The sequence below is a fragment of the Pseudomonas sp. MPC6 genome (assembly GCF_006094435.1).
Taxonomy (GTDB): Bacteria; Pseudomonadota; Gammaproteobacteria; order Pseudomonadales; family Pseudomonadaceae; genus Aquipseudomonas.
Window position 1 is genome coordinate 4,598,332 of sequence record NZ_CP034783.1, and the last position, 26,039, is coordinate 4,624,370.

The 26,039-nt window shown below is 62.4% G+C and carries 21 protein-coding genes; 8 read left to right on the plus strand and 13 right to left on the minus strand.

The features are described 5' to 3' along the window. Positions 1-70: 70 nt before the first annotated feature. The 5 genes from ELQ88_RS23315 to ELQ88_RS23335 all read right to left on the minus strand — a co-directional run bounded on the left by ELQ88_RS23315 (position 71) and on the right by ELQ88_RS23335 (position 4,391). Positions 71-1,045 carry a biotin-dependent carboxyltransferase family protein gene (locus tag ELQ88_RS23315; protein WP_138968075.1) on the minus strand — a complete coding sequence of 325 codons (975 nt, stop codon included), beginning with the start codon at positions 1,043-1,045 and terminating at the stop codon, positions 71-73. Beyond that, positions 1,042-1,914 carry an allophanate hydrolase subunit 1 gene (locus ELQ88_RS23320; RefSeq protein WP_128869394.1) on the minus strand — a complete coding sequence of 291 codons (873 nt, stop codon included), beginning with the start codon at positions 1,912-1,914 and terminating at the stop codon, positions 1,042-1,044. Before ELQ88_RS23320 ends, ELQ88_RS23315 begins: the two co-directional genes overlap by 4 nt. Continuing rightward, positions 1,911-3,284 carry an acetyl-CoA carboxylase biotin carboxylase subunit gene (locus ELQ88_RS23325; protein ID WP_138968076.1) on the minus strand — a complete coding sequence of 458 codons (1,374 nt, stop codon included), beginning with the start codon at positions 3,282-3,284 and terminating at the stop codon, positions 1,911-1,913. Before ELQ88_RS23325 ends, ELQ88_RS23320 begins: the two co-directional genes overlap by 4 nt. A 10-nt stretch (positions 3,285-3,294) precedes the next feature. Further along, a complete protein-coding gene (locus tag ELQ88_RS23330; RefSeq protein ID WP_128869342.1) occupies positions 3,295-3,540 on the minus strand; it encodes an acetyl-CoA carboxylase in 246 nt (81 codons plus the stop codon). Between the two features lie 92 nt (positions 3,541-3,632). Beyond that, positions 3,633-4,391 carry a 5-oxoprolinase subunit PxpA gene (locus tag ELQ88_RS23335; protein ID WP_138968079.1) on the minus strand — a complete coding sequence of 253 codons (759 nt, stop codon included), beginning with the start codon at positions 4,389-4,391 and terminating at the stop codon, positions 3,633-3,635. A 143-nt stretch (positions 4,392-4,534) separates the two neighbouring features. On the opposite strand from ELQ88_RS23335, the gene ELQ88_RS23340 reads away from it, so the two are divergent. The 3 genes from ELQ88_RS23340 to ELQ88_RS23350 all read left to right on the plus strand — a co-directional run bounded on the left by ELQ88_RS23340 (position 4,535) and on the right by ELQ88_RS23350 (position 7,634). Next, a complete protein-coding gene (locus ELQ88_RS23340; protein ID WP_138968081.1) occupies positions 4,535-5,452 on the plus strand; it encodes a LysR family transcriptional regulator in 918 nt (305 codons plus the stop codon). 273 nt (positions 5,453-5,725) lie between these two features. Further along, on the plus strand, positions 5,726-6,985 hold the full coding sequence (locus ELQ88_RS23345; protein ID WP_138968083.1) for a molybdopterin-dependent oxidoreductase: 1,260 nt from the start codon (positions 5,726-5,728) through the stop codon (positions 6,983-6,985). 10 nt (positions 6,986-6,995) lie between these two features. Then, positions 6,996-7,634: a c-type cytochrome gene (locus tag ELQ88_RS23350; protein WP_138968085.1), complete on the plus strand. Its 639-nt coding sequence runs from the start codon at positions 6,996-6,998 to the stop codon at positions 7,632-7,634. Positions 7,635-7,657: 23 nt separating this feature from the next. Here ELQ88_RS23350 and ELQ88_RS23355 read toward each other — a convergent pair whose 3' ends face one another. From ELQ88_RS23355 to ELQ88_RS23385, 7 genes are all read right to left on the minus strand, one after another. After that, complete coding sequence (locus tag ELQ88_RS23355; RefSeq protein WP_138968087.1) at positions 7,658-8,431, minus strand: TSUP family transporter; 774 nt, start codon at positions 8,429-8,431, stop codon at positions 7,658-7,660. A 107-nt stretch (positions 8,432-8,538) separates the two neighbouring features. Beyond that, positions 8,539-9,609 carry a putative sulfate exporter family transporter gene (locus tag ELQ88_RS23360; protein WP_128871211.1) on the minus strand — a complete coding sequence of 357 codons (1,071 nt, stop codon included), beginning with the start codon at positions 9,607-9,609 and terminating at the stop codon, positions 8,539-8,541. A gap of 232 nt (positions 9,610-9,841) precedes the next feature. Beyond that, entirely contained in the window at positions 9,842-10,141 is a 300-nt protein-coding gene (locus ELQ88_RS23365; RefSeq protein ID WP_138968089.1) for a DUF6506 family protein, read from the minus strand. Positions 10,142-10,168: 27 nt separating this feature from the next. After that, the gene (locus ELQ88_RS23370; protein ID WP_138968091.1) at positions 10,169-11,122 is read right to left on the minus strand and encodes a bifunctional enoyl-CoA hydratase/phosphate acetyltransferase; all 954 of its coding nucleotides are present in this window, start codon (positions 11,120-11,122) and stop codon (positions 10,169-10,171) included. Between the two features lie 99 nt (positions 11,123-11,221). After that, on the minus strand, positions 11,222-12,982 hold the full coding sequence (xsc, locus tag ELQ88_RS23375; RefSeq protein WP_138968093.1) for a sulfoacetaldehyde acetyltransferase: 1,761 nt from the start codon (positions 12,980-12,982) through the stop codon (positions 11,222-11,224). 232 nt (positions 12,983-13,214) lie between these two features. Further along, positions 13,215-14,681: a PLP-dependent aminotransferase family protein gene (locus ELQ88_RS23380; protein WP_128871208.1), complete on the minus strand. Its 1,467-nt coding sequence runs from the start codon at positions 14,679-14,681 to the stop codon at positions 13,215-13,217. A gap of 220 nt (positions 14,682-14,901) precedes the next feature. Further along, a complete protein-coding gene (locus tag ELQ88_RS23385; protein ID WP_138968095.1) occupies positions 14,902-16,290 on the minus strand; it encodes an aminotransferase class III-fold pyridoxal phosphate-dependent enzyme in 1,389 nt (462 codons plus the stop codon). Between the two features lie 484 nt (positions 16,291-16,774). On the opposite strand from ELQ88_RS23385, the gene ELQ88_RS23390 reads away from it, so the two are divergent. The 3 genes from ELQ88_RS23390 (at position 16,775) to ELQ88_RS23400 (ending at position 20,879) form a co-directional block, all read left to right on the plus strand. Further along, entirely contained in the window at positions 16,775-17,908 is a 1,134-nt protein-coding gene (locus ELQ88_RS23390) for an aminotransferase class V-fold PLP-dependent enzyme (RefSeq protein ID WP_138968097.1), read from the plus strand. 242 nt (positions 17,909-18,150) lie between these two features. After that, on the plus strand, positions 18,151-19,131 hold the full coding sequence (locus ELQ88_RS23395) for a MoxR family ATPase (protein ID WP_138968099.1): 981 nt from the start codon (positions 18,151-18,153) through the stop codon (positions 19,129-19,131). Between the two features lie 20 nt (positions 19,132-19,151). After that, positions 19,152-20,879 carry a cobalamin biosynthesis protein CobT gene (locus ELQ88_RS23400; RefSeq protein WP_138968101.1) on the plus strand — a complete coding sequence of 576 codons (1,728 nt, stop codon included), beginning with the start codon at positions 19,152-19,154 and terminating at the stop codon, positions 20,877-20,879. Between the two features lie 154 nt (positions 20,880-21,033). On the opposite strand, the gene ELQ88_RS23405 is transcribed toward ELQ88_RS23400, so the two are convergent. Further along, complete coding sequence (locus ELQ88_RS23405; protein WP_218190508.1) at positions 21,034-22,464, minus strand: amino acid permease; 1,431 nt, start codon at positions 22,462-22,464, stop codon at positions 21,034-21,036. Between the two features lie 276 nt (positions 22,465-22,740). Here ELQ88_RS23405 and ELQ88_RS23410 point away from each other — a divergent pair, with 276 nt between their 5' ends. After that, positions 22,741-24,438 carry a molecular chaperone HscC gene (locus ELQ88_RS23410; RefSeq protein WP_138968103.1) on the plus strand — a complete coding sequence of 566 codons (1,698 nt, stop codon included), beginning with the start codon at positions 22,741-22,743 and terminating at the stop codon, positions 24,436-24,438. 2 nt (positions 24,439-24,440) lie between these two features. After that, positions 24,441-26,033 carry a J domain-containing protein gene (locus ELQ88_RS23415; protein ID WP_138968104.1) on the plus strand — a complete coding sequence of 531 codons (1,593 nt, stop codon included), beginning with the start codon at positions 24,441-24,443 and terminating at the stop codon, positions 26,031-26,033. Positions 26,034-26,039 lie beyond the last annotated feature (6 nt).

A 26,039-nucleotide genomic window follows, 5' to 3' on the forward strand; every position in this document is an offset into this window, starting at 1 on the left:
AGCCGTCACCGCACCGAAGTGCGGCGTTGGCTTACCGTTTGGCATGACCCGCGCGATGCGGCGGGCAGAATCAGGAAGGGAACAGCTTGCTCAGGCAGCTGAGTTTTTTCTTATAGGATCGTCGCGCTTCCAGCGCCTCATCCAGGGTGACCGCCTGGAAGCGGGCCTTCTGGTTGGGTTGCATCTGGCCGATCAGGTCGAGGTCGGCGCTGATCACCGTGCCAATCATGGCGTAGCCGCCGCCGGACACCGCGTCGCGGTGCAACACGATAGGTTCAAGCCCGGCCGGCACCTGGATCGAGCCGATCGGGTAGCAACTGTCGACGATATTCGACGGATCCGAACCGGCACCGAACGGTTGTTCACGGGGCTGGAAAGTCAGTGCACTGCCGCCCTTGAAGCGATAGCCGATGCGGTCAGCTTCCGAACCGACCGTCCATGGCTCGGCGAAAAAGCTCTTCGCCGCACTGGAGGTCAGTCGCTCGTAATACAGACCCGGCACCACACGCAGGGTGATTTCGCCACCCAATGATTGCCGCAAAGCCATGGGCAAACTGGCCCCGGCACGGCTTTTACCGCTGGCGATACCGACGGGCAGTTCATCGCCGGCCACCAGCCTGCGCCCCTGAAAACCACCGAGTGCGCCCAACGCATAGGTGGAGCGACTGCCCAGCACCACCGGCACATCAATGCCACCGGCTACCGCCAGATAGGCCCGCGCGCCGGCCTTGGGGAAGTCAAAGCGCAGCACTTGCCCGGCCTTTACCGAGAATGCCGTGTCGTGGTGCATTTCCACACCATCGACTCGGGGCGTCATGTGCGCACCGCACACCGCCACCAATGCATCCTCCTGAAATTCCAGCTCCGGCCCCAACAGCGTGCATTCCAGCGCTGCCGCCCCTGCCGGGTTGCCGACCAGTTGATTGGCCGCGCTCAGGGCGTATTGGTCAAGCGCACCCGAGGGTGGAATGCCGAGGTGGTAGTAACCTTCGCGGCCCAGATCCTGTACCGACGTGGCGAGACCGGGTTTGAGTACCTTGATCATGCCAGCACCTCCTGCAACGACTTGGGATAGCCAACGGGGTCGGCCAGGAACGCGTCCAGCGAGAATTCCACCGGACGAATCCGCAGATCGAAGCGCCCCGCTTCCACTTCGGCGATGGCCTGGTCATAGGCTTCGCGGTCCATCGGTTTGAACTGGACGATGTCGCCCGGACGGAAAAACACCATGTGCTCTTTCAGGTACGCCAGGGTTTGCTGTGGGTCGTAGATCGGTGCCGGCGTGACACCAAACATCTGATAACCACCAGCGCCGCGCACCGAGTAGATGCAACCGAAGCAACCGCCGTGGCCAAGGGTCAGTTTCGGGGTGTCGGTACGGGGTCGCAGGTACTTGGGCACCTGCAGTTGACGCTCGCGCTCGACCATCTGGAACATGAACGGCAGGCCCGCGACGAAGCCGACCATCGAAACAAACCACGGCGCGCCACTGTGGGCAGCGATGAAGGCTTCGACGTCCGCCAGGCCGTTGATGCGCGCGGCGTACTCCAGGTCCGTGGCGCTCGGGTCCTGATGACGGTCGCGAAAACGCATCAGGGTTTCATGGGTCCAGGGATCGTTATAGAGCACCGGAATCTCGATGATCCGCGTCTGCAACGTGCGTTCGGCGACCGCGCCGGCCTCGGCGATTTTCACCGCTTCCAGCAGGTCGAAAGGCGCAATGCGATCCGGGTCGAACCGGATCTGGAACGAGGCATTGGCCAGGCACACATCAAGCACGCCATCCAGCGCCAGACGCTCCACCGCGCGGGTGACCGCCAGGCCTTTGAAGAAGGCTTCAAGGGACATGCTGTCGCTGACTTCGGCAAACAAATGTTCGTCGGCGCCAAAGCTGTAACGGATAGGCTGACTCATGCTTCACCTCCGCTGCGGCGCTCGGCCAGCCAGGTTTCCAGGGTGCCGGTGTGGAAGTCCGCGCTGTGCAGCCACGGTTGTTCCAGCAATTCGCCATGCAGCGCCAAGGTGCTGGCCATGCCGGTGAGTGTGGTCTGTTCCACCGCCGTGCGCGCGCGGGCCAGGGCTTCGGCACGGTCGCGACCGTGAACGATCAGCTTGGCCAACAGCGAGTCATAATACGGCGGCACGCGATAGCCTTGATAGAGGTGGGTGTCGACACGCACCCCCTGCCCTTGCGGCCAGACCAGCGCCTCGACCTGGCCTGGGCTCGGGAAGAAGTCCCGCGCCGGATCTTCAGCGTTCAGGCGCATTTGCAGCGCGGCGCCGTTGAGCCGGATGTCACTTTGCTTGAAGCCCAGCGGCTCGCCACCGGCGATGCGCAACATCGCCTGGACCAGATCGATCCCGGTGATCAGCTCGCTGACCGGGTGTTCCACCTGAATCCGCGTGTTCATCTCGATGAAGAAAAACTCACCCGTCGCATCGTCATACAGGTACTCCAGCGTCCCGGCACCCTTGTAGCCCAGGGACTCGGTGAGGCGTACCGCGCTGGCGCAGAGCGTCTCGCGTTGTTGCTGGCTGAGTACCGGCGACGGCGCTTCTTCAAAAATCTTCTGGCGCCGACGTTGCAGCGAACACTCGCGCTCGAACAAGTGCACGGCGTGCACGCCGTCGCCCAACACTTGCACTTCGATGTGCCGGGCCTTGCTGATAAACCGCTCCAGGTACACCGCGCCATTGCCAAATGCCGTCTGGGCTTCGCGCTGGGAACGGGGAAACTCTTCGCTCAGTTGCCGGGCGTTTTCAGCCAGGCGAATCCCCCGCCCGCCGCCACCGGCCGACGCTTTGATCAGCAGCGGGAAGCCGACGGATTCGGCCGCCGCGAGCGCCGACTCGACGTCAAACAGTTCGCCGGGGGACCCCGGCACCACCGGTACGCCCGCCGCTTGAGCCGTGCGGCGCGCCTCGGCTTTATCGCCCATGCGCCGGATCGTCTCCGGGCTGGGCCCGACGAAAATGGCGCCCGCCGCGAGGACGGCTTCGGCGAAATCGGCGTTCTCCGAGAGAAAGCCATAACCGGGATGGACCGCATTGGCCCCCGTGGTTTTCAAGGCTGCGAGCAATGCTTCGACGTTCAGGTAACTTTTGTCGGCGCGGGCGGGACCGAGCAAGTGCACCTCGTCGGCCATGCGCGCAGCCTGGGAGTCGAGGTCCGCTTCGCTGCACGCGGCAACGGTGGGGATGCCCAGTGCTTTGGCGGCGCGGATAATCCGCACGGCAATCTCGCCACGGTTGGCGATCAGTAATTTACGAATGCCTTGAGTCATGATCGCGCCCTCACTCGTCGTCGAGTGTTGCGACGACCTGACCCGGTTCCACCGGATCGCCGTCTTCGACCAGAAATGCGCCAAGGCGACCGGCTGTCCCGGCGGTCAGTTCGGAAAACTGCTTCATGACCTCGATCAGGCCAATCACCGTGTCGGCGTTGACCTGCGCGCCCTCCTCGACGAAGTTCGCCGATTCGGGGGTGGCTTTGCGGTAGAAGGTCCCGGGCAATGGGGTGATGACAGTGTGTTCGGCCATGTCTGTTCCTCTTGGAATAGTTGTAGAAAGGCAGGCAAAAATGAATTGGTGTTTAAACCCTGGCGTCTGTGTGCCGGGTGTTTCGTGCTGATTCAGCGGGGTGCGCGAACCTCGATCCCGGCGCTATCGAGTGCGTTACGCGTGGCTTCGACCAACGCCAGGGCGCCCGGCGTATCGCTGTGCAAACAGATGGAATCGAATTCGATCTTCAGGTCCTGACCCTCGACCGTGCGTACCACGCCTTCCTGACAGGCACGCAGTACCCGCGCGGCCACCTGGGCCGGATCGTAAGCGCGCACGTTGCGGGTGAAGACGATGGAGCCGCTGAGGTCGTACTCGCGGTCGGCGTAGAACTCGCGGATCACCGGTTGACCGAGTTCCTTGGCGACGCGCCAGATCACTGAATCGGGCATGCAATACAGCAGTAACTCAGGCTCCAGGCGTCGCAGGTTTTCCACCAGCAAACGGGCGGCCTCCTCATCCCGCGCCAGGTGCATGTAGAGCGCGCCGTGGGGTTTGATGTGTTGCAGCGCCACCCCTTGAACCCGGGCGAGTTCACGCAGGGCGCCCAACTGGTAGAGCATGTCGTCCACCAGTTCCTGGGCCGGTGCGTTGATGTGCCGACGGCCAAATCCCACCAGGTCGCGAAACCCTGGATGCGCGCCGATGGCTACGCCCAGGCGCTTGGCCTGTTCCACAGTGCGGCGCATGGTGCTGGGGTCCCCGGCATGAAAGCCGGTGGCGATGTTGGCCGAACTGATGAAGCCCATCAGCTCATTGTCGACGCCATCGCCGATGGTCCATGGACCGAAGCCTTCGCCCATGTCCGAGTTGAAATCTACTGCCTGCATGACACTTGCTCCCGACGCTTGTGACTTCATGCAAGCCACGTTAGATTCCTGCCAACCCCTTGGGAAGATCTATTATCAGATGGGCCATCTTCTGAAAAACAGATAGCCCGTGAAAAACAGATACCCCACCGTCCGGAGTGCTCATGTCACTGACCCTGCGCCAGGTCCGCTATTTCGTCGCCACCGCCGAGATCGGGCAAATTTCTCAAGCGGCCATTCATTTGAATATTTCCCAGTCGGCGGTGACCACGGCGATCAAGGAACTGGAAGGCATGCTGGGCACCCTGCTGTTCCAGCGTTCGGCCCAGGGCATGAGCCTGACCGACGCCGGGCGGCATTTTCTCAATCGGGCCTATGTGATCCAACGCAGCGTCGACGACGCGCTGAACAGCCCGCTGCCCGACGTCCGCGCCAGCGGGCTGCTGCGCCTGGCCGCCAGCTATACGGTGATCGGGTACTTCCTGCCGCACCATCTGCAACGGCTGGAACACTGGCACCCGGACGTGGCCATCGAAGTCCACGAACAAGAACGCCAAGCCATCGAACAAGGTTTGCTGGAAGGCCGATTCGACATGGCGGTGGTGCTCACGGCGAACCTCACTCACCCGGACATCGTCTCGGAAATTCTGTTCAACTCCGAACGCCGGCTCTGGCTGCCCAGCCACCATCCACTGTGCGAACGCTCCGCGGTCAGCCTCGCCGACGTGGCGAAGGAACCCTACATCCTGTTGACCGTCGACGAAGCCGAACAAAGCGCCATGCGTTATTGGGAACACGCGCACCAACAACCCAACGTGCGCGTGCGAACCAGCTCCGTGGAAGCGGTGCGCAGCATGGTTGCCAATGGCAGCGGCGTAGCGATCCTCTCGGACCTGGTGCATCGCCCCTGGTCGCTGGAAGGCAAACGCATCGAAACCCTGACGGTCACCGACAAGGTCACCCCCATGAGTGTCGGCCTGGCCTGGCATCGCGAGCGCAATTTCAGCCCGGCCATGCAAGCGTTCCGCAACTACTTCCACGATGCCTTTCTGGCGCCGCAACAGTTATCTGCGCGACGTTGAAAGAAGCGGATACCGAGGTGTTCCGGACACGGGCACGGCGAGCCGTCACAGTATCGAACATGCCTCATTCAGCGCTGGTCATGACCTCTCCGCAAGCTGGCTGAGGTCCAACACGTGGGCATGAACTGGACCTATGCAGACCGTCACAAGCGTCCGAATATGCCCTCTGCAATTTCCGCTGAAAATCAAAAATGGAGGAACGACCCGCTGCCTCGCGGCCCTGACGGGCAGCTGTCAATTGCATCTCATCATTACAATCATAGAGAGTGCAGAATGAAGTTCAGCTTTGTAGAAAACAGCCATCCGAGCCGTCGACGCGTGCTACGCGATGCCTTGACCTTGGCTTTGGCGGCCTCGCCGTTGGCAAGCCTGGCCAAGGCCGCCGCCGAACCCGAGGCGGCCGACACAAACGCCGAAGACGTGACCTTTGCGGCTGGCCCGCGACCGCTGGTGCAATATCCGCAAAAACGCCCGCTGACCCTGGTGACCACTCGCCCGCCACACCTGGAGACACCCTTCGCGGTCTTCAACGATGGGCCGATCACGCCCAACGATGCCTTTTTCGTGCGTTACCACCTGGCCAATTTCCCCACCAGTATCGATCCGGACAGCTACCGCCTGACGATCAAGGGCGCGGTCGACACGCCGCTGTCGCTGTCCCTTGCCGAACTCAAGGCCCTCGCCGAACCGATAGCAGTGGTGGCCGTCAACCAGTGTTCGGGGAACAGCCGGGGCTTCTCGATGCCGCGGGTGTTCGGTGCGCAGTTGGGAAACGGTTCAATGGGCAATGCCCGCTGGGTGGGGGTGTCGCTCAAGACGGTACTGGAAAAAGCCGGTGTGAAAAATGATGCCCGGCAAGTGACATTCCGCGGGCTCGACAAGCCGGTGCTGCCGAGCACGCCGGAGTTCATCAAGGCCCTGGACATCAGCCATGCCATGGACGGCGAGCCCATGATCGCCTGGTCAATGAACGGTACCGACCTGCCATTCCTCAACGGTTACCCGATACGCCTGGTGGTGCCCGGTTATTTCGGCACCTACTGGGTCAAGCACCTGAGTGAGATCGAAGTCGTCGACCACACCTACGAGGGTTTTTTCATGGCTAAAGGTTATCGCGTGCCGGACAACGACTGTTTTTGCATCGCCCCTGGCACCACGGCGGCGCAAACCCTGCCGATTGCCAAATTGCCGGTACGCAGTTTCATCACCAGCGTCAAACACGGCGCTGTGTTGCCGTTGAACAAAAGCGTGGAGCTCAAGGGCATTGCGTTCGACGGCGGTGCTGGCGTTAACAAAGTGGAGGTGTCGATCGACGGCGGAAAAAACTGGCGCGAAGCCAGGCTTGGGCAGGATCTGGGCCGTTTCTCCTTCCGCGAGTGGACGCTGCCGATCACCTTTCACCGCAAGGGCGCCACTGCGTTGATGGTGCGCGCCAGCAACCGTGCGGGCGAGACGCAACCGCTGCGAGCCGACTGGAACCCCGGTGGCTACCGCCGCCACGTCGTCGAAACCAGCCACGTCACCGTCGCCTGAGGAGGCCCGCATGAAACCCATGACCACCTTGCTGTGCGCGGCTCAGTTGTGTCTGGCTGGCATGGCCAGCGCCGCGCCCCTGTCGATCACCTTGCCGCCTGAAACGGCGGCGTTCAAGCCCAGTGCGCTGCCGGGCTATGCGTTGGCCCAGCAGAAATGTTCCACCTGCCATTCGGCCGATTACATCAGCTTCCAGCCACCCGGCTTGACCCTGGCGCAGTGGACGGGTGAAGCGGGCAAGATGCAGCACGTGTACGGGGCGCCGATCAGCGATCAGGAGGTGAAGATTATCGGCGCCTACCTGGCCGTGACCTACGGCAGTGCCCGGGCGAGCGATGCCGAGGTGCAGGCGGCGTCGAACCCGTCGGCGGGCCAGCCCCCGGCCGCGCCTGCAGCAACAGTCGACGCCATGGCCTTGCTCCAGGGCAACGGTTGCCTGTCCTGCCACGCGATCGATCACAAGGTTGTAGGCCCGGCCTATCACGATGTCGCGGCCAAGTACGGGAGCGATCCGCAGGCACTGGCCACGTTAACGTCCAGCATCCAGCACGGTAGTAGCGGTAAATGGGGGGAGATCCCCATGCCGCCTTACGCGCAGTTAAGCCCGCAAGATCTGCAAACCGTGGCGACGTTCATACTGCACCAGTAAGCCCAGACCAGGCTAACTAGCATTCATGCCGAGGCTGCTGCCAAAAGCCCCGGCAACGAATCCCAGATCAAGCTGACGCCCGCGAGCGCCATCAGTACGAAGACCAGCCAACGTACCGTGCGCGACGACAACTTCGGCGGATAACGGCGCACCAACCAACTGACCAGCACCACCAACGGCAATGCTTCGGCACTCAACCACAACGTGGACAGTTGCATCTGTCCTTGCGCTGCGACCAGGCCAAGGCGCGCCGCCGCGTTGGCGGAAAACACCGTGATCAGGGTATTGCGGATGATTTCGTAACCCAAGGGTTGGCGGTACAGGTGATAAACGATCGGCGGCCCGCCGCTGGAGAACAAGCCGTTGAGCAGTCCGCACAAGCCCCCGGCCAGCCAGAACGAAGGCTGCCGGGACAGTTGCGCTTTCGCTTTGTTTTGCACCACAAGCATGAGGCTGGCCGCGACGATCAGTATGCCGAGCAGCAGGCGAAGCCAGGTCAGCTGGCTACCACTCAACGCGCCGAGTCCCCACACGCCCAGGCTGACGCCAAGCAGACTGCTGAGCAACACGGGCATCAGCACCGCGCGGTCCAGCTGCGGTTTCGGCCCGCCCAGGGTACCCATGGCATTACCCAGGGTGAGGATACTGATCACCACCGCCACCTCGGACAGCGGCACCATGTGCAGGGACGCGACCAGGCCCATCAGGATCAGGCCGAAGGCAAAGCCGGTGAGGCTTTGGGCAACGGTGGCCAGGGCCACACAACACAGGAAAATCAGATGCACTTGCAGGCTCATGGCGCCTCTTTTGCAGCAGGTTAACCCAGCCTGCCGCCACACGGTGAGCGTGTCGGCGGCAGTCTGGTGATCGGGCGGGGTCGATGCATGTCATCCATGACGCGGGCTCATCCCAGCCACTTCACCGCCACCAAAATAATCGTCGCGAGAAATACGGTTTCACTGACGAGCAGGGTCGCCGGACGCCAGCCCACTTCCAGCAGCGCCTTCAGTGAAGTCTTCATGCCCAGGGCGGCGATAGCGGTCACCAGGCACCAGCGCGACACATCGCCGGCTAACTCCTGCACCTGCGTCGACGCGATGCCACTGCTGTTAATCGCGACAAACAGCACAAAGAAGATGATGAACAAGGGCAATGGCAGTGCCGGGCGCGGACCACCATCACCGCGCTTGCGCAGCAGCAACGACAGACTGAAGACGATCGGCACCAGCATAGCCACGCGCAACAGCTTGACCACGGTCGCGGTGTCGCCGGTTTCCTCCGACATGCTGTAGCCGGCACCGACCACCTGGGCCACATCGTGAATGGTTGCGCCGAGGAATATCCCGGCCTGATGGGCGTCCAGGCCGAGCCATTGGGCGATCGGCGGATAGGCAATCATCGCGATGGTGCTCAGCGCAGTCACGCTGATCACCGTGAAGATGATGTTGCGCTCGCTATCCTTGTCTTGCGGCAGTACTGCGCAAATGGCCAGCGCCGCCGAGGCGCCGCAGATGCCCACGCTGCCGCCGCTGAGAATGCCGAAATCCCGTGACTGGCCGAGTAGCCGGGAAAGGATGATGCCGAAGCTGATGGTCAGGAACACTGCACCGATCACCACCGCCATCAGCGTCCCCCCCAGCGAGAGAATCTGCTCGACGGTGATGCGCATGCCCAGCAACGCCACGCCGCCGCGCAGGATGGTGCTGGAGGTGAAACGGATACCCGCGACCGCCCGCCCCTCCTCGGAAAGAAAGCCCAGCGCCATGCCCAGCAACAGGGCCATTAACATCACCGGCGCACCGTAATGCTCGGACAGGAACGAGGCACTGGCGGCGACTACCATCGCGGCGATGATGCCCGGCAGCAGCAGGTTGAGTTTCTGCTGACGGCGTATCAACCAGGACGATGATGGCTGAGCCGTATCCGGCAACTGGCTGTGGACGGGGGGGATTGTGTGGTGCTGTTTTATTGTCATGTGGTCACCTACACCCTTTGGTTATGAATCACTGGGTTTCGATGCTAGAGAAAACTCCGCCCCCTCATTAGGACCACCTCAAGGCGGTCTTAGGGGCCAGCCGACACCTGCGTGTTTGGCCTGTAGGAGCCGGCTTGCTGGCGATGGCGGAGTGTCAGGTGAAAGTGATGGTGGAGGTGCGGGCCTTTTCGCCAGCAAGCCGGCGCCTACAGTGGCCAGGCGCTGGCCTGGCTCAGTCGGACAACTGCTGCAGGCGCTGCCGGGTTTCAGGACCGTAGTGCACGGCGGCCACTGGAATCCGATCGTCGATGGCGTTGCGGATCTGCTCGGCGTCGGCCTCGGTGAAGGCGCCGCACAGTTCGATCAATTGCACATGCCGGGTCAACAACTCCTGCGCCACCAGCACCGCTTCCTCGACGCTCGCAACGCCGCACAGGGTCGCGGCGAAGGTGTCGGACTCGAGGCGTCCGTTGTGGGTGAGGAATTGCATGCCTGGCGCCTTGAAGATAAAGCCATAACGTTGCACCGCCATCGTGGTTCTCCTTGGGTCTTGGGTTGCTTAGCCGGTCGCCAGCAAGCGGCTGCGCGACTGCCGACGGTAATCGATAAAAATCGAAGCCAGCGCGCAGGACGCCAGGCGCGCCTCCAACGGGTCGGCACGCGAGGTGAGAATGATCGGCACCCGCGCGCCCAGCACCAGGCCGGCGGCCGTGGCGCTCATGAAATACACCATCTGTTTGAACAGAAAATTACCGGCTTCCAGGTTCGGCACCAGCAGGATATCGGCATGGCCCGCGACCTCGCCGCGAATGCCTTTGATCCGCGCCGCTTCCAGCGACACCGCGTTGTCGAAGGCCAATGGACCCTCGACGCAGGCATCGCCCAAGGCACCGATCGCCGCCAGTTTGGCCAGCTCGGCGGCATCCTGGCTGGACGGCATGCTGCGCGTCACTTCCTCGGTACCGGACAGCACCGCCATGCGCGGCTTTTCATAGCCCAAGGCGTGCATCAGCTCGATGGCGTTGCGGGCGATATGGATCTTGTCGATGATCGTAGGCTGCACGTTGATCACCGCGTCGGTGATCGACAAGGCTTTGTCGCTGCCCGGCAGTGTCATATGAAACACGTGACTGAGACGACTGGCGCCACGCAGTCCGACTTCACGCTTGAGTACCGCACGCAGCAGGGTATCCGTGTGCAGATGCCCCTTCATGACCGCCTGCGCGTTACCGGCACCCGCCAGGATGCAGGCGACTTCGGCGCACTGTGCATCGTCACTGACGTGCATCAGGCGCAGGTCGTGCAGGTCCCAGTCGAGTTCTTCGGCCAGGGCACGGATCTTTGCCTGATCCCCGACCAGCACCGGCTCGATAAGCCCTTCATCGCAAGCCCGCCTGGCACTGCTCAGGCTCAGCAGATTGACCGGATTGACCACCGCCGTGACCACGCGCGGCAAGGCCTTAGCCCGATCAAGCAGGAACGCCGGGCATTCCCGTGGAATAGTGCTCAACATGCTTGGATTCCTTGTTGTTCACGGTAGAAACCGCGATCCCCTGTGGCGAGGGAGTTCATCGAATGCAGGTGACCGGCGCCAACCGGTCACCTCGGCGACTCAGACGTAGTCTTTGTACTTCTCGAGGAAGCGCACCGGCTTGGACAGCGCATCGCGACGGAACGGATCGCCCAGTTCGCGGGTACACATGATCTCGATCACCGTGGTCTTGCCGGCCTTTTGTGCCTCGCAAGCCGCTTTGAGCGCCGGGCCGACGTCTTCCAGACGGTCAACGGTGACGCCTTCGGCACCCATCGAGCGGGCAATGCCGGCGAAGCTCTGGTTTTCCAGTTCGCCTGCGACAAAGCGACGGTTGTAGAAGTCCACCTGGTTCTTCTTCTCCGCGCCCCACTGACGGTTGTGGAACACGATCGAGGTGACCGGGATGTTCTCGCGCACACAGGTCATGATTTCCATCATCGACATGCCCCAGGCGCCGTCACCGGCATAGGAGATGGCGGTGCGGTGCGGTGCGGCGACCTTGGCGCCGATGATGGTCGGCAGCGCGTAGCCGCAGTTGCCAAAGCTCATGGCGGCGAAGAACGAGCGCGGCTTCTCGAAGCGCAGGTAGCTGTTGGAGACCGAGTTGATATTGCCAATGTCCGTGGAGACCATGGCATCGGCCGGCATGGCTTTTTCCAGTTCACGCAGGACCTGGCGCGGGTGCAGGTAGTTGCCGTCCTCACCGCTCTGCTCCTTGATCATGTCCAGCGAGAATTCGTCCTTCTCGTGGATCCAGGCGCTCAACTCGGTTTCCCAATCGAATTTTTCCTTGGCGATTTCCTCGGCACGTGCGCCCTTGTTTTCCAGGCACTGCACGTCGAGGTTCTCCAGACGACCAAGCAGGTTGACCGCCGCGGCCTTGGCGTCGCCGCAGATACCGACGGTGATTTTTTTCACCAGGCCGAGCATTTTCGAGTCGCAGTCGATCTGGATCACCTTCGCCTGCTTCGGCCAGTAATCGAGGCCGTGCTGCGGCAGGGTGCCGAATGGACCCAGGCGAGTCCCCAGGGCCAGGACCACGTCGGCGCGCGACAGCAGTTTCATGGCGGCCTTGGAACCTTGGTAGCCAAGCGGGCCGCACCACAGCTGGTGACTGGCCGGGAAGGAGTCGTTGTGCAGGTAGCTGTTGACCACCGGCGCGCCGAGGTATTCGGCCAGCGCCTGACAGGCTTCGACGGCGTCGCCCATGACCACACCGCCACCGGAGATGATCACCGGGTTCTTCGCCGCCGCCAGAATCTTTGCAGCTTCGGCCAGGCTCTGCTCGCCACCGGCGCTGCGCTCGATACGGATCGGCGTGGGGATCTCGACGTTGATATCGCCGTAGAAGAAGTCTCGCGGAATGTTCAGCTGGGTCGGACCGTTTTCTTGCATCGCCCGATCGAAGCAACGGCCGGTCAGTTCCGCCATTCGCGCAGGGTTAGGCACATGGGCCTGGTACTTGGTGATGGTTTCGAAGAACGGCAGTTGCTGGGCTTCCTGGAAGCCACCGAGGCCCTGGCTCAACGAGCCCGTTTCGGGCGTGATCACCACCACCGGGCTGTGCGCCCAGTAAGCGGCGGCGATAGCAGTGACGAAGTTGGTGATGCCGGGGCCGTTCTGCGCGATGCACACGCCGTGTCGACCACTGACCCGCGAGAAGCCGTCGGCCATGTGACCGGCGCCCTGCTCGTGGACCACAGGGATAAAACGGATGCCGGCCGGAGCGAAGATATCCATCGCATCCATAAAGGCCGAACCCATGATGCCAAAGATGTCGGTGACGCCGTTGGCAACCAGTGTTTCAACCATTGCTTCGCTGGGGGTCATGCGTGGCATATCGATAATCCTCTCGTTGCTTAAGGTAAGGCGGCTGTGGCGCCAATGACTTGGGGCTAGAGTAGGAGTCGACGGAAATGGCAGATAGGACCAGTTGAAGACCAACTGTTAAGCCAGCTGGGTCCAGATTCGCCAGCAGGCACAGACGACCCGGGCAGGTGCACGACAGGCGTCGCACACGCCAAAAACCCGCGCCATTACTGGCGCGGGGCAGCGTCTGGAAAAGGGTCGGTCAGCTTATTTGCTGGATGAGCTCGGCAAGCAGTTTGATCCCCGGGCGGATGCGCTCGGCGGGAATCGAGGAGTATCCGAGACGGAAGTAGTTGAGCGGCGGTTGCTCACCGAAGAAATGAATATCGCCGGGCTCGATCAGGATGCCGTGCTCGGCGGCTTCCTTCTGCAGGCGTCGCGCATCCAGGCTGTCGGGCCCCTTGACCCAGTAGCAGGAGCCGCCGAAGCTCGGCTCCTTGGAGGATTCCGGCAGGTACTCACGCAGGGCCGCGCCCATTTGCTGATGACGCTCCTCGTACGCCCGCATCAGGCTCATGATCAACGCGTCGTGGTACCCGCGCTCGAGGAACAGCGCCACCGAGCGCTGATTGTTCGCCGCCGGATGACGCACCATCAATCGACGCAACGCCCGCGCCTCGCGGATCAGGGCTTCGGGCCCCACCAGATAGCCAACCCGCAGGCCGGGCGCCAGGGTCTTTGACAGGCTGCCGACGTAAAGCACCCGGTCATGCTTGTCCAGACTCTTGAGCGCCGGGATCGGGCTGCCCTTGAAGTTGGTCTCGCTTTCGTAGTCGTCCTCGATGATCAGAAAATCGTGCTCGTTGGCCCGCTGCAACAGTTCGTATCGGCGCTCCAGGGGCATGGTCACGGTGCTCGGGCACTGATGGCTGGGCGTGGTGTAGATAAGATCGCAGCCATTGAGCTCATCGGTCAGCATCAGGCCCTGGTTGTCCACCGCCAGCGGCTGGATTCTCGAGGGGTTGAGCGTGGCGATATTGCGGATGTCCATGTAGCCCGGCTCTTCAATGCCCATCAGGCTGTCGGGGCGCAACAACAGACGCGCCAGCATATACAGCGCGTGCTGCGCGCCCACCGTGACCAGGATCTGCTCAGGCGACGCCCAGACGCCACGACGCGGCAACAGGCGGGTCCTGATCTGCTCCATCAGCAGGGGATCGTCGTTATCGAAGCGGTCCGAGGCCCAGTCACGGATCGCCGGGATGCTGACCGCGTCGCGGCAGCATTCACGCCAGTTGGCGGTCGGAAACAAGGCCGGGTCAAACTGCCCGTAGATAAACGGGTATTTGTAATTCTGCCAATCCCGTGGCTTGCACATGTTGCGTTGCTGCGAGGGTTGCATGACGAGCCGTTGCGACCAGTCCAGCTGGGTGGTGGCGGCCTCGCCCTGGTCCGCACGCGGCGACTCGACTTTGTGACCCAAGATAGCCGGATTGACGTAGTAGCCGCTGCGCTCACGGGCTATCAAGTAGCCATCGTCGAGCAGGTGTTCGTAGGCCAGCACCACCGTGTTGCGCGCAATGTTCAGCTGTTTGGCCAGCTTGCGACTGGAGGGTAACGGGCTATCGAGCGGAATATTGCCGTTGAGAATCACTTGGGCGATCTGCTCGCGCAGTTGCTGTTGCAGGTGGGTGGATTTTTCGGCGGACAAATGGAACAACTGGAACATAGCGGCCTCGACTAAACGAACGACAAGCGCTGGCACCGCACACCACTCGGCCAGTCACTTCAAAATGCGCTTGCCGGCACAGCGCTAACGCGGCGATTGCCAGGCAGACTAGCAACAACGCCTCGGCAAGACTATCCAGCGCTCGACTTATAACGCTGCAGACACAGCAAGACCGGCCCCTCGACAAAACCAAGGGGCCGGTCCGCTCAGGGCGCAAGCGTTATGGCTGAGTTGCAAGGCGGCCAAAGGCGTTGTCCAGGGCGGTGATGATCACATCCAGCTCCTTTTGTGTGGCGATCAACGCCGGGGCGAAGCACAGCGTATTGTTGAGCTGCTCGAAGCTGCGGTTGGTACGCCCGATCATCACCCCCTGGCGCATGCAGTCGGCGGCGATGGCAATCGGCACGCTCTCCGGCACCGGCTCCTTCGTCTTGCGGTCCTTGACCAGTTCCAGGCCACAGAACAGGCCCTTGCCGCGCACATCACCAATGATCGGGTACTTGTCCTGCAGCTCACGCAGGCGACCCATGAAGTACTCGCCCATATGGGTGACGTTCGCCAACAAGCCCTCGTCCTCGATAATTCGCATATTCTCCAGCGCCGCCGCCGGGCCTGAGGTGCAGCCGCCGAAGGTGCTGATGTCACGGAAGTAGCCCATCCGGTCATCGGCCTCGCCCTTGAACGCTTCGAACACTTCCTCGGTGGTCACTGTGCAGGAGATCGCCGCGTAACCGCTGGCCACACCCTTGGCCATGGTGACGATGTCCGGCTTGATGCCGTAGTGCTGATAGCCAAACCACTTGCCGGTACGGCCCAGACCGCAAACCACTTCGTCAATGTGCAGGAGGATGTCGTACTTCTTGCAGATCGCCTGAATGGTCTCCCAGTAACCTTCCGGCGGCGTGATGACGCCCCCGCCGGCGGTGATCGGCTCGAGCACCACGGCCCCCACGGTATCCGGCCCTTCGGCAAGGATGACGCGCTCCATCAGCATGGCGGCGCGCACGCCATAGTCGGCGATTTCACCGAACTGCGAGCGGTATTCGCAGCAGTGTGGAAACTCGACGAAACCCGGGGTGAAGGGACCGTACTGGTTCTTGCGCTCGAACTGGCCGGTTGAACTCAGCGCCGTAATGGTCGTGCCGTGGTAGTCCCGCTCGCGGAACAGAATCTTGTGCTTTTTCCCACCGTACTTCTTGTGCGCGATCTGCCGCACGATCTTGTAGGCCTTCTCGTTGGCCTCGGAACCGGAGTTGGAGTAGTACACCCGGCTCAGGCCAGGCATCTTCTCGATCAGTTTCTTGGCGAACCGGGCGCCAGGAATGTTGCCCGCGGAGCCGGCGAAAAAATTCATCTGCACCAACTGATCGCGCACGGCGTCGGCAATACTCTCGCGGCCATAACCGACGTTGACGGTCCAGACACCGCCAGATACCGCATCCAGGAACTCGTTGCCCTTGATGTCCCAGACCTGCATGCCCTTGCCCTTGACGATCATCAGCGGGTCGTTCTGCTCCAGCGGTTTGTGCTGGGACAGGTGATGCCAGACGTGAGCGCGGTCACTGGCCAATGCCTCGACTGCGTCGTACTCGTGAGCTGTTGTTTTCATGCTGACCTCTCGACTGGTGCATTTTTATTGTGGGTCACCGGGCAGCAGACAAGCGCCAGGCACCGACATACGAAGGAGCAGTACTCGGCATCGCAACGCAGCACTGCCCGATCCACCCCTGGGGACGAAATTAAGAACAAGCAGCGCGCGCAGTTAGAACCAGTTATTGCCCACGCGTGATGCCAGCCATCAATCACCGCACTGGACCAGCGCCGCAGCCGCGACTGGCTCTTTCAAGCGCTGCGCCAGTCCCCTCACCCTGCGAGCACGACAGCCGTCACCTGCAGGAGAACCTGAATGATTGAAGTGGAGATCAACGGGGTGCTGATGAACACCGCGATTGCCGCGCGCGCTCCCCCCCATGGACGCCAGGCAGACCGGGCCCTTCGAACGGATATATCCATTTGATCCCGGACCACCTTGTCATTTGTCAAAGCTTGAGGCAGGGTCGATAACATTGACACTTCTGCCACAGGAGTCACCTATGTCAAAGCTATATCCCAGTATCGATCCCGACGGACTGATCGAGTACTCGGTGGTCTACACCGACCGCTCGCTCAACCACATGTCGCAGGCGTTCCAGGGGGTGATGAAAAACATTTCCAGCACCCTGAAACAGGTCTACAACGCCCAGGCCGTTGCGGTGGTCCCCGGCAGCGGCACCTTCGGCATGGAAGCGGTGGCGCGGCAGTTTGCCGGCGGCCAGCAATGCCTGGTGATCCGCAATGGCTGGTTCAGTTATCGCTGGAGCCAGATCCTCGAGATGGGCAACATCCCGGCGGCCACCACGGTATTGAAAGCGCGTCCGGTCGAGGCTGGCCGCCAAGCCGCCTACGCCCCACCGCCCCTCGACGAAGTGCTGGCAACCATTCAGGCGCAGAAGCCGCAGATCGTGTTCGCCCCCCACGTTGAAACCTCATCGGGGATCATCCTTCCCGATGATTACCTGCGCGCCGTCGGCGACGCCGTGCATGCCGTGGGTGGCCTGTTCGTGCTGGACTGCATCGCCTCGGGCGCGCTGTGGGTCGACATGCAAAAGTGCGCGATCGACCTGCTGATCAGTGCGCCGCAGAAGGGCTGGAGCGCGTCCCCTTGCTGCGCCCTGGTGATGTTCAGTCCGTTGGCCCTGGAGCGCATCGAGCAGACCCAGAGCAGCAGCTTCGCCTGCGACCTGAAAAAATGGCTGCAGATCATGCACGCCTACGAACAGGGCGGGCATGCCTACCACGCGACCATGCCCAGCGACGCGCTGGCGCGTTTCAGCGAAATAATGAAAGAGACCCAAGCCTATGGCTTCGACAAGGTTCGCGACGAACAGCAGGCGCTGGGCGACCGGGTGCGCGCCCTGTTGACCGCCAAGGGTATCAAGAGCGTGGCCGCAGCCGGCTTTGAGGCCCCTGGCGTCGTAGTCAGCTATACCGACGATGCCGAGATCAAGAGCGGCAAGAAATTTGCCGCGCACGGCCTGCAGATCGCCGCCGGCGTGCCGTTGCAATGCGACGAGCCGGCCGACTTCCAGACCTTTCGCATCGGTCTGTTCGGACTCGAAAAGCTGCACAATATCGAACGCACGGTCAGCACACTCGAACAGGCGCTGGACGAGGTATTGGGTAACTGAGCCATCCACAACCTGTGGCGAGGGAGCTTGCTCCCTCGCCACAGGTTGTGGCAGCCCTTAACAGATGTGTTGATGCCTATGCCCAGGAGGACAACCTGCGGCCAGCCCACGAATCGCTATCCCTTTAAACAGGTCGCCAGCCGCCACGACTGGCCGTATCGGGTGCCGGTAACTGGCCCCTCCCCAACACGGGCCACCTCCCTAGAATCAAGACTTCCTTTCCGGCCCCAAAGGCGATATTCATGACCGACCTGAACTTCGAACCTGCCAGCCGCCTGGTCCCTGTCCGGGAGTTGTTCGGTATCGACTCCAGCATGCGCGTCCCGGTATTCCTCACCCCGGACGAACATGTGCCGGAAGTCGACGCGGCTTATCGCTTCAACCCGGAAGTCACCCTGGCGATTCTCGCGGGCTTCACCCGCAATCGCCGGGTGATGCTGCAAGGCCTGCACGGCAGCGGCAAGTCGACCCATATCGAACAGGTCGCTGCGCGGCTCAACTGGCCTTGCACGCGCGTCAACCTGGACGGTCATATCAGCCGCCTGGACCTGATCGGCAAGGACGGCATCGTCTTGCGTGAGGGTAAGCAGGTCACCGAATTCCAGGAAGGCGTCTTGCCCTGGGCACTGCGCCGGCCCATGGCGCTGATCTTCGACGAATACGACGCTGGCCGCCCGGACGTCATGTTCGTGATTCAGCGCATCCTCGAACGCGACGGCAAGCTCAACCTGCTCGACCAGAATCTGCTGATCCATCCGCACCCCGCGTTCCGCCTGTTCGCCACCGCCAACACCGTGGGCCTGGGCAACCTGAACGGGCTGTACAACGGCACCCAGGTGCTCAATCAGGCGCAGCTGGATCGCTGGAACATCGTCGCCACCCTGAACTACCTGCCCCAGGCCGAAGAAGTCGCGATAGTCGCCGCGCGGGTGCCGCACCTGCTCGCCCGCCACGGCGAACGGTTGCTGACACAGATGGTGGCGGTGGCCGACCTGACTCGCCAGGGCTTCGCCAGCGGCGACCTGTCGACCCTGATGTCGCCGCGCTGCGTGATCTCCTGGGCGGAAAACATGGAAATTTTCAGCGACCCGGCGCTGGCCTTCCGCCTGTCGTTCCTCAACAAATGCGACGAAGCCGAACGGCCAATCGTCGCCGAATACTACCAACGCTGTTTCGACGAGGAGCTGGCCGAATCGGCGTTCCCCCTGCTGGCACTTGCTTGAACCCGTAAAGGAAGACCCCCATGACCCCACCGCCTCGCCGCGAGAAACGCCAGCAACAACTCGAGGAACTCTGCGCAGCGACACTGCGGGCACTGTCCGGTGAGCCACGCGTACGCTACCGCGGCGGCCGCCTGGAAGTGCAGGAACGGCACTTCCCGGTGCGCGCCCCGCACCTGCACCCAGACCCCGAGCACGATGAGCGTCAGGCCTGGCGCGGGGTGGCGGATAGCCTGGCGCTGCGCTTGAAGCACAGCGATCAGGCACTGGTCCGCCAGGTGCTCCCGGCGCAGCCCATCGCGCGCCTGGTGTTCGAACTGCTCGAGCAACTGCGGGTCGAGTCGTTGGTGGCCGACTGTCATCCCGGCGTGCGGCGCAATCTGTTGCAGCGCTTCGAGCAGTGGAGCCAGCAGTTTCTCGACGCCGGACAAGCCGAGGGACACGTCGGCCTGCTGCTCTTCACCCTGGCGCAGATGAGCTGGATGCTGCTGTGTGGCGGCCGCGCCGGGGAACAGACGGAAATGCTCATCGAAGCGCCACGCCTGAGCCTGCTCGGTCATTTCGGCGCGGCCTTCGGGCTGATGCGCCGCTGTCGCCATGACCAGCTGGCGTTTACCGGGCATGCCTTGCTGATTGCCGCCAAGGCACAGGAATTGATCGAGCACCTGGATGCCGAACTGCTTGGAAACGACGAGCGCAAGGTTTCGGACATCGCCGAGAAGACTCACCTGGCCTTCGCCCTGTTACTGGACGTGGATCAGGATGGCGAGGGTGAGGTCAACAGCAGCGGTACTGCCCAAGGCAATCCACGGGGCAGCAATAACGCCTTTACTTATCAGGTATTCAGCCGCGACTACGATTGCGAGCGTAACGCCACCCGCCTGGTACGGCCCGAGTTGTTGCGCGAACTGCGCCAGCGCCTGGACCGTCGCCTGGCCGGCCAGGGCCTTAATCTGCCGCGCCTGGCCAAGCGCCTGGGTGCCCTGTTGGCAGCGCCTCGTCGAGATGGCTGGGCCTTCGCCCAGACCGACGGACAGATCGATGCCGGCCGCCTCAGTCGCCTGATCATCAGCCCCGAGCAACGCGAGATTTTTCGCCACGAGCTCGAGCGTCCGCACAGTGATTGCCTGGTCAGTCTGCTGATCGACAACTCCGGCTCCATGCGCAACCACATCGAGAGTGTCGCCTTGCTGGCTGACGCCTTCAGTCGTGCCCTGGAACTGGCCGGCGCGCGCAGTGAAATCCTCGGGTTCACCACCGGCCAATGGAATGGCGGGCGCCCGTTGAAGCGCTGGCGCGCCCTGGGCCAGCCAGCCGATCCGGGACGACTCAACGAGCTTAGCCATCTGGTCTACAAGGATGCCGAAACGTCCTGGCGCCGCGCCCGGCCGACCATTGCCGCGTTGCTCAAGTCCGATCTGTTTCGCGAGGGCATCGACGGCGAGGCGCTGCTCTGGGCGCGTCAGCGGCTGCTGCAGCGCGACGCACGACGGCGCATCCTGATCATCATCTCCGACGGCTGCCCGATGGACAGCGCCACCCACCAGACCAACCGGCAGGACATCCTCGACCTGCACCTCAAGCAAGTGACGCGGCAGATCGAGCAGGAGGGCAGCATCGAGTTGTACGCCCTCGGCGTCGGTCTGGACCTGAGCCCCTACTATCGCCGGAGCCTGGAGCTCGATTTGTCGCGCAGCCTGGACAATGCGGTATTCGACGAAATCCTGCGCCTGCTCAACGGCCGCCACTGACCCCCGATGATGCCTCCCCAGCAGGGAGGCTCGGTGCGGTCCTGCTAATCCTCAACGTTGGTGTACTGCATTGCTCGCGGTTGGCGGGTGCCCGGCGACAATAAAAAAGTCGCCAATCGGCGACTTTTCTTGAAACCCTGACGAGTCAAAACGGCTAGCTGTTCGCCGGTACAACTTCCGGCAGGCCCTTGATCCGCCGCCAGATGCTGCGACTGATGAACGCCAACAGCAGAATCGCCAGGCTGGCGACGCCCAACGCCAGCGGCATGCGTTGCTCGGGGATGAAGGCCATGCCGGTCACGATGCCGAGCATGCCAAAGATGGCGACGTAGGTCAGGTAGGGATAACACCACATCCGGACCTTGAGTTTCTCCGGCGCCTCGCGTTCCAGCTTCGCCCGCAAGCGCAGCTGAGACAGGGCGATCAGCACATAGACGAAGATCGCCACGGTGCCATAAGAGTTGACCAGGAAGGCGAAGATGGTCTCCGGCGATATGTACGACATGATCACCGACAGATAGCCGAACAGCGTGCCGAAAAAGATCGCCCGGCGCGGTACGCCGCTCGGGGACAGCTTGGCCAGGCTGCGCGGTGCGTCACCGCGTTTGGTCAGTGCGAACAGCATGCGCGAGGACGCGTAGATGCCCGAATTCAGACAGGACAGCACGGCCGTCAGCACGATGGCGTTCATCACGTGCGCAGCCCAATCGAAGCCCATGGCTGCCAAAGCGCTGGAATAGGGCGTGAGCATGGCGGGCGAGTCCCAGGGGACCAGGGTGACCACCAGCAGGATCGAGCCGACATAGAAGAACAGCACGCGGGTGATCACCGAGTTGGTGGCCCGCGCGACCGAGCGTACCGGATCGGCAGATTCGGCGGCGGCCACGGTGACGATCTCCGCGCCGAAATAGAATCCGGTCGCCGCCACCGCGCCCGTCAGCACCGGGCCGATGCCGTTGGGCATGAAGCCGCCGTGACTGAGCATCGAACTCAGCCCGTGGTGGGTTTCGGTCGGCCACATGCCTAGCAGATACAGCCCGCCCAGCAGCAGGAAAACCAGGATCGCCGCGACCTTGATCGAGGAGAACCAGAACTCGAACTCGCCGAAGGAGGCGACCGAGCACAAGTTAGTGAGGGTCAGAATGATCATCAGCGTCAGGCTGATGCCCCAGGCCGGTACGTCCGGCAACCAGAACTGAATGAGCGAAGCGCCGGCCACGGCCTCAACCGCGACGACGATCACCCAGAAATACCAGTACATCCAGCCCGTGAGGAAGCCGGCCAGTTGGCTCGACTGTGGATGATCGGCCCAGGCCATGCGTGCATATTCATAGAAGGAGCCGACGGTCGGTATGGCGCAGGCCATTTCGCCGAGCATGCGCATGATCAGTATGACCAGTACGCCGGTGACCAGAAAGGAAATCAGGGCCGCGGGCCCCGCAGACTGGATGACCACACCGCTGCCGACGAACAGGCCGGCGCCGATGACACCACCGAGGGCGATCATGGCCATGTGGCGTTGCTTGAGTCCCGATTGCAGGCCTCCGTTGGAGCTTTCCGATCGGGTTTGTTGAGGTACGGACATGCTGCTCACCCCATTCGTTATTGTTTTAGGTTGAAAGGCAGTTCAGAAGCAGTCGGTCATCGATCCTTCATGGGGAGCGAATCTGGCTGCCTTCGCAGTGTCTTCCGGGCGTGCAGAACTTTTTAGGACCAATTGCGGCGCGCTGCTGGAGCCACGTCGGGAGGTTTGGCATTGAACCTTCATTGCAAACCGTGATCGCACAATGACTACGATCTGTCTCTGCGGTTCAAGGAAGAACAGGTCCATCAAGTCAAGCCAGGGAAAAGGAACGCATAGATGATTGTCGGAATCGACCTGGGTACCACCAACAGCCTGGTGGCTGTCTGGCATAACGACGCCAGTGTGCTGGTGCCTAACGCCCTGGGTCAGGTGCTGACCCCTTCAGTGGTGGGGCTGGACGACGAAGGCCGGATTCTGGTCGGCCAGGCTGCCCGCGAGCGCTTGCACACCCATTCCACCCTGACCGCCGCATTGTTCAAGCGTCATATGGGCAGTGCGCACACCGTGCAACTGGGTACCCAGTCGCTGCGCCCGGAAGAACTGTCGGCACTGGTGCTCAGGAGCCTGAAGGATGACGTCGAGCGTGCCTACGGCGAACCGGTGACCGAGGCAGTGATCAGCGTCCCCGCGTACTTCAGTGATGCGCAGCGCAAGGCCACCCGTATCGCTGGCGAACTGGCCGGGCTGAAAGTCGACAAACTCATCAATGAACCGACCGCTGCCGCGCTGGCCTACGGCTTGCCTCAGCACGGCAAGGAAACCTCGTTCCTGGTCTTCGACCTGGGCGGCGGCACCTTCGACGTGTCAGTCCTGGAACTGTTCGACGGCGTCATGGAGGTACGGGCCAGCGCCGGCGACAACTATCTGGGCGGCGAGGATTTCGACCAGGTGCTGGCCGAACGCTTTATCCAGACCCAGCGCGACCAGCCAGGATTTCCGCCGGCACCCACCATTGCCCACGCGCTGCGCCGCGAAGCCGAGCGAGTCCGCCAGGCGCTGGGGCAGGATACGACGAGCGAGTTTGTATTGCGGGTGGACGGGCAGCAATGGAAGCATGTCTTTTCCCAGGACGAGATGGCCACATTGTTCGCGCCCTTGCTCGAACGCCTGCGCAATCCGATTGAACGGGCCCTGCGCGATGCCAGAATCCGCATCAACGAGCTCGACGAAGTGCTGCTGGTGGGCGGCACCACCCGCATGCCGCTGGTGCGCAAACTGGCCGCGGGGCTGTTTGGCCGCTTCCCCTCCTTCCACATCAACCCTGACGAAGCCGTGGCTCACGGCGCAGCGATACAAGCCGCGCTGAAGTCCCGCAGTGCCGCGCTGGAAGAGGTGGTATTGACCGACGTCTGCTCCTACACCCTGGGTATTTCAACCTCGGTCCGGGTGGGCCAACACTATGAGGACGGGCACTACCTGCCGATCATCGAGCGCAACAGTACGGTCCCCGTCAGCCGGGTAAAGACCGTGTGTACCGTCCATGAACTGCAGGAAAGCGTATTGGTGAAGATCTACCAGGGTGAGAGTCGCCTGGTGCGTGACAACATCGCCTTGGGTGAACTGGAGATTGCGGTCCCGGCGAACACCGGTGGCGTCGTCGACCTGGACGTGCGCTTCACCTACGACATCAACGGCATTCTCGAGTGTCAGGTGCGCATTCCCATGACCGGTGAACAGCATGCACTGGTCATCGAGAACAACCCGGGGGTGCTCGGCAGCGAAGAAATTGCCCAGCGCCTGCTCGCGCTGGCCGAGCTCAAGGTGCACCCCCGCGAACAGCAGATCAATACGGTGCTGGTGGCCCGCCTGGAGCGTTTGTACCAGGAAAGCCTGGGCGAGCTGCGTGAGCAGATCGCCCATTGGGCCAACCTGTTTCAACAAGCACTGGCAAGCCAGGACGAGCGCCTGATCCGCCAGGCTCGCCATGATCTGAGCGGGCGCATCAGCCTGCTCGAAACCGGTGGCGGATACTGAGCATGGCGGCTGATTTCGATTGCTGGGAGGTCCTTGACCTGCCCGCCCGGTCCGACGAGCGCAGCATCAAGCGCCAATACGCCAAACTGCTCAAGGTCAGACGTCCGGACGAGGACCCCGGCGCCTTCCAGCAGCTGCGGGAAGCCTACGAGCAAGCCTTGCACAGCCTGCGCGAGGGTTGGGACGAGGTCGATCGGGATCCCGCTGACGTACCAGCTCGGCCCGCTGCAGAGAACCGGACACACCCGAGCCTGACGCCGACGCTGTCCCTGTACGAGCAGGCCGTCGGGCTCCTGGACGGATTTGAGGACCTGGCGGTTGATCGATACTGGACCGAGGCATCGGCCAGAGGCTGCGGCGCCGAGTTCGAACGGCTGCTGTTCCAACGTTGCGTGAACGATCCTGAAGCGCATTGGCACCTTCTGACATGGGGCATTGAACAGCGCCAATGGCTGACGCCCTGGCAACGGATCCCCGCCAGTGAATTTGAGCAGCACTGTCTGGCCCGCGCCCTCACGGCAGCGCTGTACCGCACGCTTGACCAGCAGTTGGCAACCGGCGAGGAACAGCACTTCTTCGACTGCCTGGAACACCACAGCCAACAAGCCTGGCTCGGTGATTTCGCTCGTCGCCAGGCGTTGCAGGTGCACGTCCTCACGCTGTTGGTGAATACCGAGGACTGGTCACCGTCCCTGTTTCAACGGGTGTGTCGATTGTTCGCCTGGAACGTTGAAGCGGCGGTGGTGCCCATTGCCCAAGAGCAGTGGCAAGCGCTGCACCGACGCTGCGAGCAGCAAACCTGGCTTGGCGAACTGCGCTCCTTGATGCAGCAACGCCAGCAACCTCCCAGTGCGCACGCCAACGCCGCCACGCTGTTCCTGCTGGCGACCCAACCGGCGCAGCAGGCGGAGCTGGCCGCAGGTTTCGTCGAGGCTGACTGGCAGGCCTGTGAAGAACTGGCAGCGACTTTTGCCACGCGTTTCCCCGACTTGCTGGGGATGTTCCCCAACCGTGATCCCTGGTTCTGGAAGGCACTCATCGCTCACAAGGACCCGCCCCATGGCGTGAAACGTGCGGCCTGCGTCTTGACCCTGACCCTTGCACTGAACAACCTGCCCGGTTCCGGCCCCCTGCTGACGCTGCTCATGCTGCCACTCTATGCACTGGGCGGCCTGTTGGCGGCGCAGGTCGGCAAATGGCTGCTCAGCCATTGGACCTCCTTGACGGACAACCTGCAGGACCTCGACCAGCGCGCCAGCGCCTGGTGTGCACAACACAAACTGACCGCGGATCGTGGTTACCGGGTGATCCGCAATGGCGGCCCGTTACTGGCACTCGCCGTTGTCATCTGGCACTGGCTTGGGGTACTGGGTCTGGCGACTTATCTGCTCAACGGGGCGATCGGCCTGCTGCAGCCCGCCCGCGCAGTCCCGGCGGACCGCCAATACCGCTGGCGAAAGCCACTGCAGGCGATCTATCGGATCGCCGGGCTCAGCCGGCTGCAATGGGTGTTCTGCGTGACGATGGTGATTGTCATTGGCTACGTGCAACTGCATATGCCCGGCACCCTGCTCACTCAAGGTCGATTGCGCTGAATATCG

Coding starts and splice junctions, on each gene's coding strand:
- ELQ88_RS23315 (WP_138968075.1), bottom strand. CDS start 1,045: ATGATCAAGGTACTCAAACCCGGTCTCGCCACGTCGGTACAGGATCTG.
- ELQ88_RS23320 (WP_128869394.1), bottom strand. CDS start 1,914: ATGAGTCAGCCTATCCGTTACAGCTTTGGCGCCGACGAACATTTGTTT.
- ELQ88_RS23325 (WP_138968076.1), bottom strand. CDS start 3,284: ATGACTCAAGGCATTCGTAAATTACTGATCGCCAACCGTGGCGAGATT.
- ELQ88_RS23330 (WP_128869342.1), bottom strand. CDS start 3,540: ATGGCCGAACACACTGTCATCACCCCATTGCCCGGGACCTTCTACCGC.
- ELQ88_RS23335 (WP_138968079.1), bottom strand. CDS start 4,391: ATGCAGGCAGTAGATTTCAACTCGGACATGGGCGAAGGCTTCGGTCCA.
- ELQ88_RS23340 (WP_138968081.1), top strand. CDS start 4,535: ATGTCACTGACCCTGCGCCAGGTCCGCTATTTCGTCGCCACCGCCGAG.
- ELQ88_RS23345 (WP_138968083.1), top strand. CDS start 5,726: ATGAAGTTCAGCTTTGTAGAAAACAGCCATCCGAGCCGTCGACGCGTG.
- ELQ88_RS23350 (WP_138968085.1), top strand. CDS start 6,996: ATGAAACCCATGACCACCTTGCTGTGCGCGGCTCAGTTGTGTCTGGCT.
- ELQ88_RS23355 (WP_138968087.1), bottom strand. CDS start 8,431: ATGAGCCTGCAAGTGCATCTGATTTTCCTGTGTTGTGTGGCCCTGGCC.
- ELQ88_RS23360 (WP_128871211.1), bottom strand. CDS start 9,609: ATGACAATAAAACAGCACCACACAATCCCCCCCGTCCACAGCCAGTTG.
- ELQ88_RS23365 (WP_138968089.1), bottom strand. CDS start 10,141: ATGGCGGTGCAACGTTATGGCTTTATCTTCAAGGCGCCAGGCATGCAA.
- ELQ88_RS23370 (WP_138968091.1), bottom strand. CDS start 11,122: ATGTTGAGCACTATTCCACGGGAATGCCCGGCGTTCCTGCTTGATCGG.
- xsc (WP_138968093.1), bottom strand. CDS start 12,982: ATGCCACGCATGACCCCCAGCGAAGCAATGGTTGAAACACTGGTTGCC.
- ELQ88_RS23380 (WP_128871208.1), bottom strand. CDS start 14,681: ATGTTCCAGTTGTTCCATTTGTCCGCCGAAAAATCCACCCACCTGCAA.
- ELQ88_RS23385 (WP_138968095.1), bottom strand. CDS start 16,290: ATGAAAACAACAGCTCACGAGTACGACGCAGTCGAGGCATTGGCCAGT.
- ELQ88_RS23390 (WP_138968097.1), top strand. CDS start 16,775: ATGTCAAAGCTATATCCCAGTATCGATCCCGACGGACTGATCGAGTAC.
- ELQ88_RS23395 (WP_138968099.1), top strand. CDS start 18,151: ATGACCGACCTGAACTTCGAACCTGCCAGCCGCCTGGTCCCTGTCCGG.
- ELQ88_RS23400 (WP_138968101.1), top strand. CDS start 19,152: ATGACCCCACCGCCTCGCCGCGAGAAACGCCAGCAACAACTCGAGGAA.
- ELQ88_RS23405 (WP_218190508.1), bottom strand. CDS start 22,464: ATGTCCGTACCTCAACAAACCCGATCGGAAAGCTCCAACGGAGGCCTG.
- ELQ88_RS23410 (WP_138968103.1), top strand. CDS start 22,741: ATGATTGTCGGAATCGACCTGGGTACCACCAACAGCCTGGTGGCTGTC.
- ELQ88_RS23415 (WP_138968104.1), top strand. CDS start 24,441: ATGGCGGCTGATTTCGATTGCTGGGAGGTCCTTGACCTGCCCGCCCGG.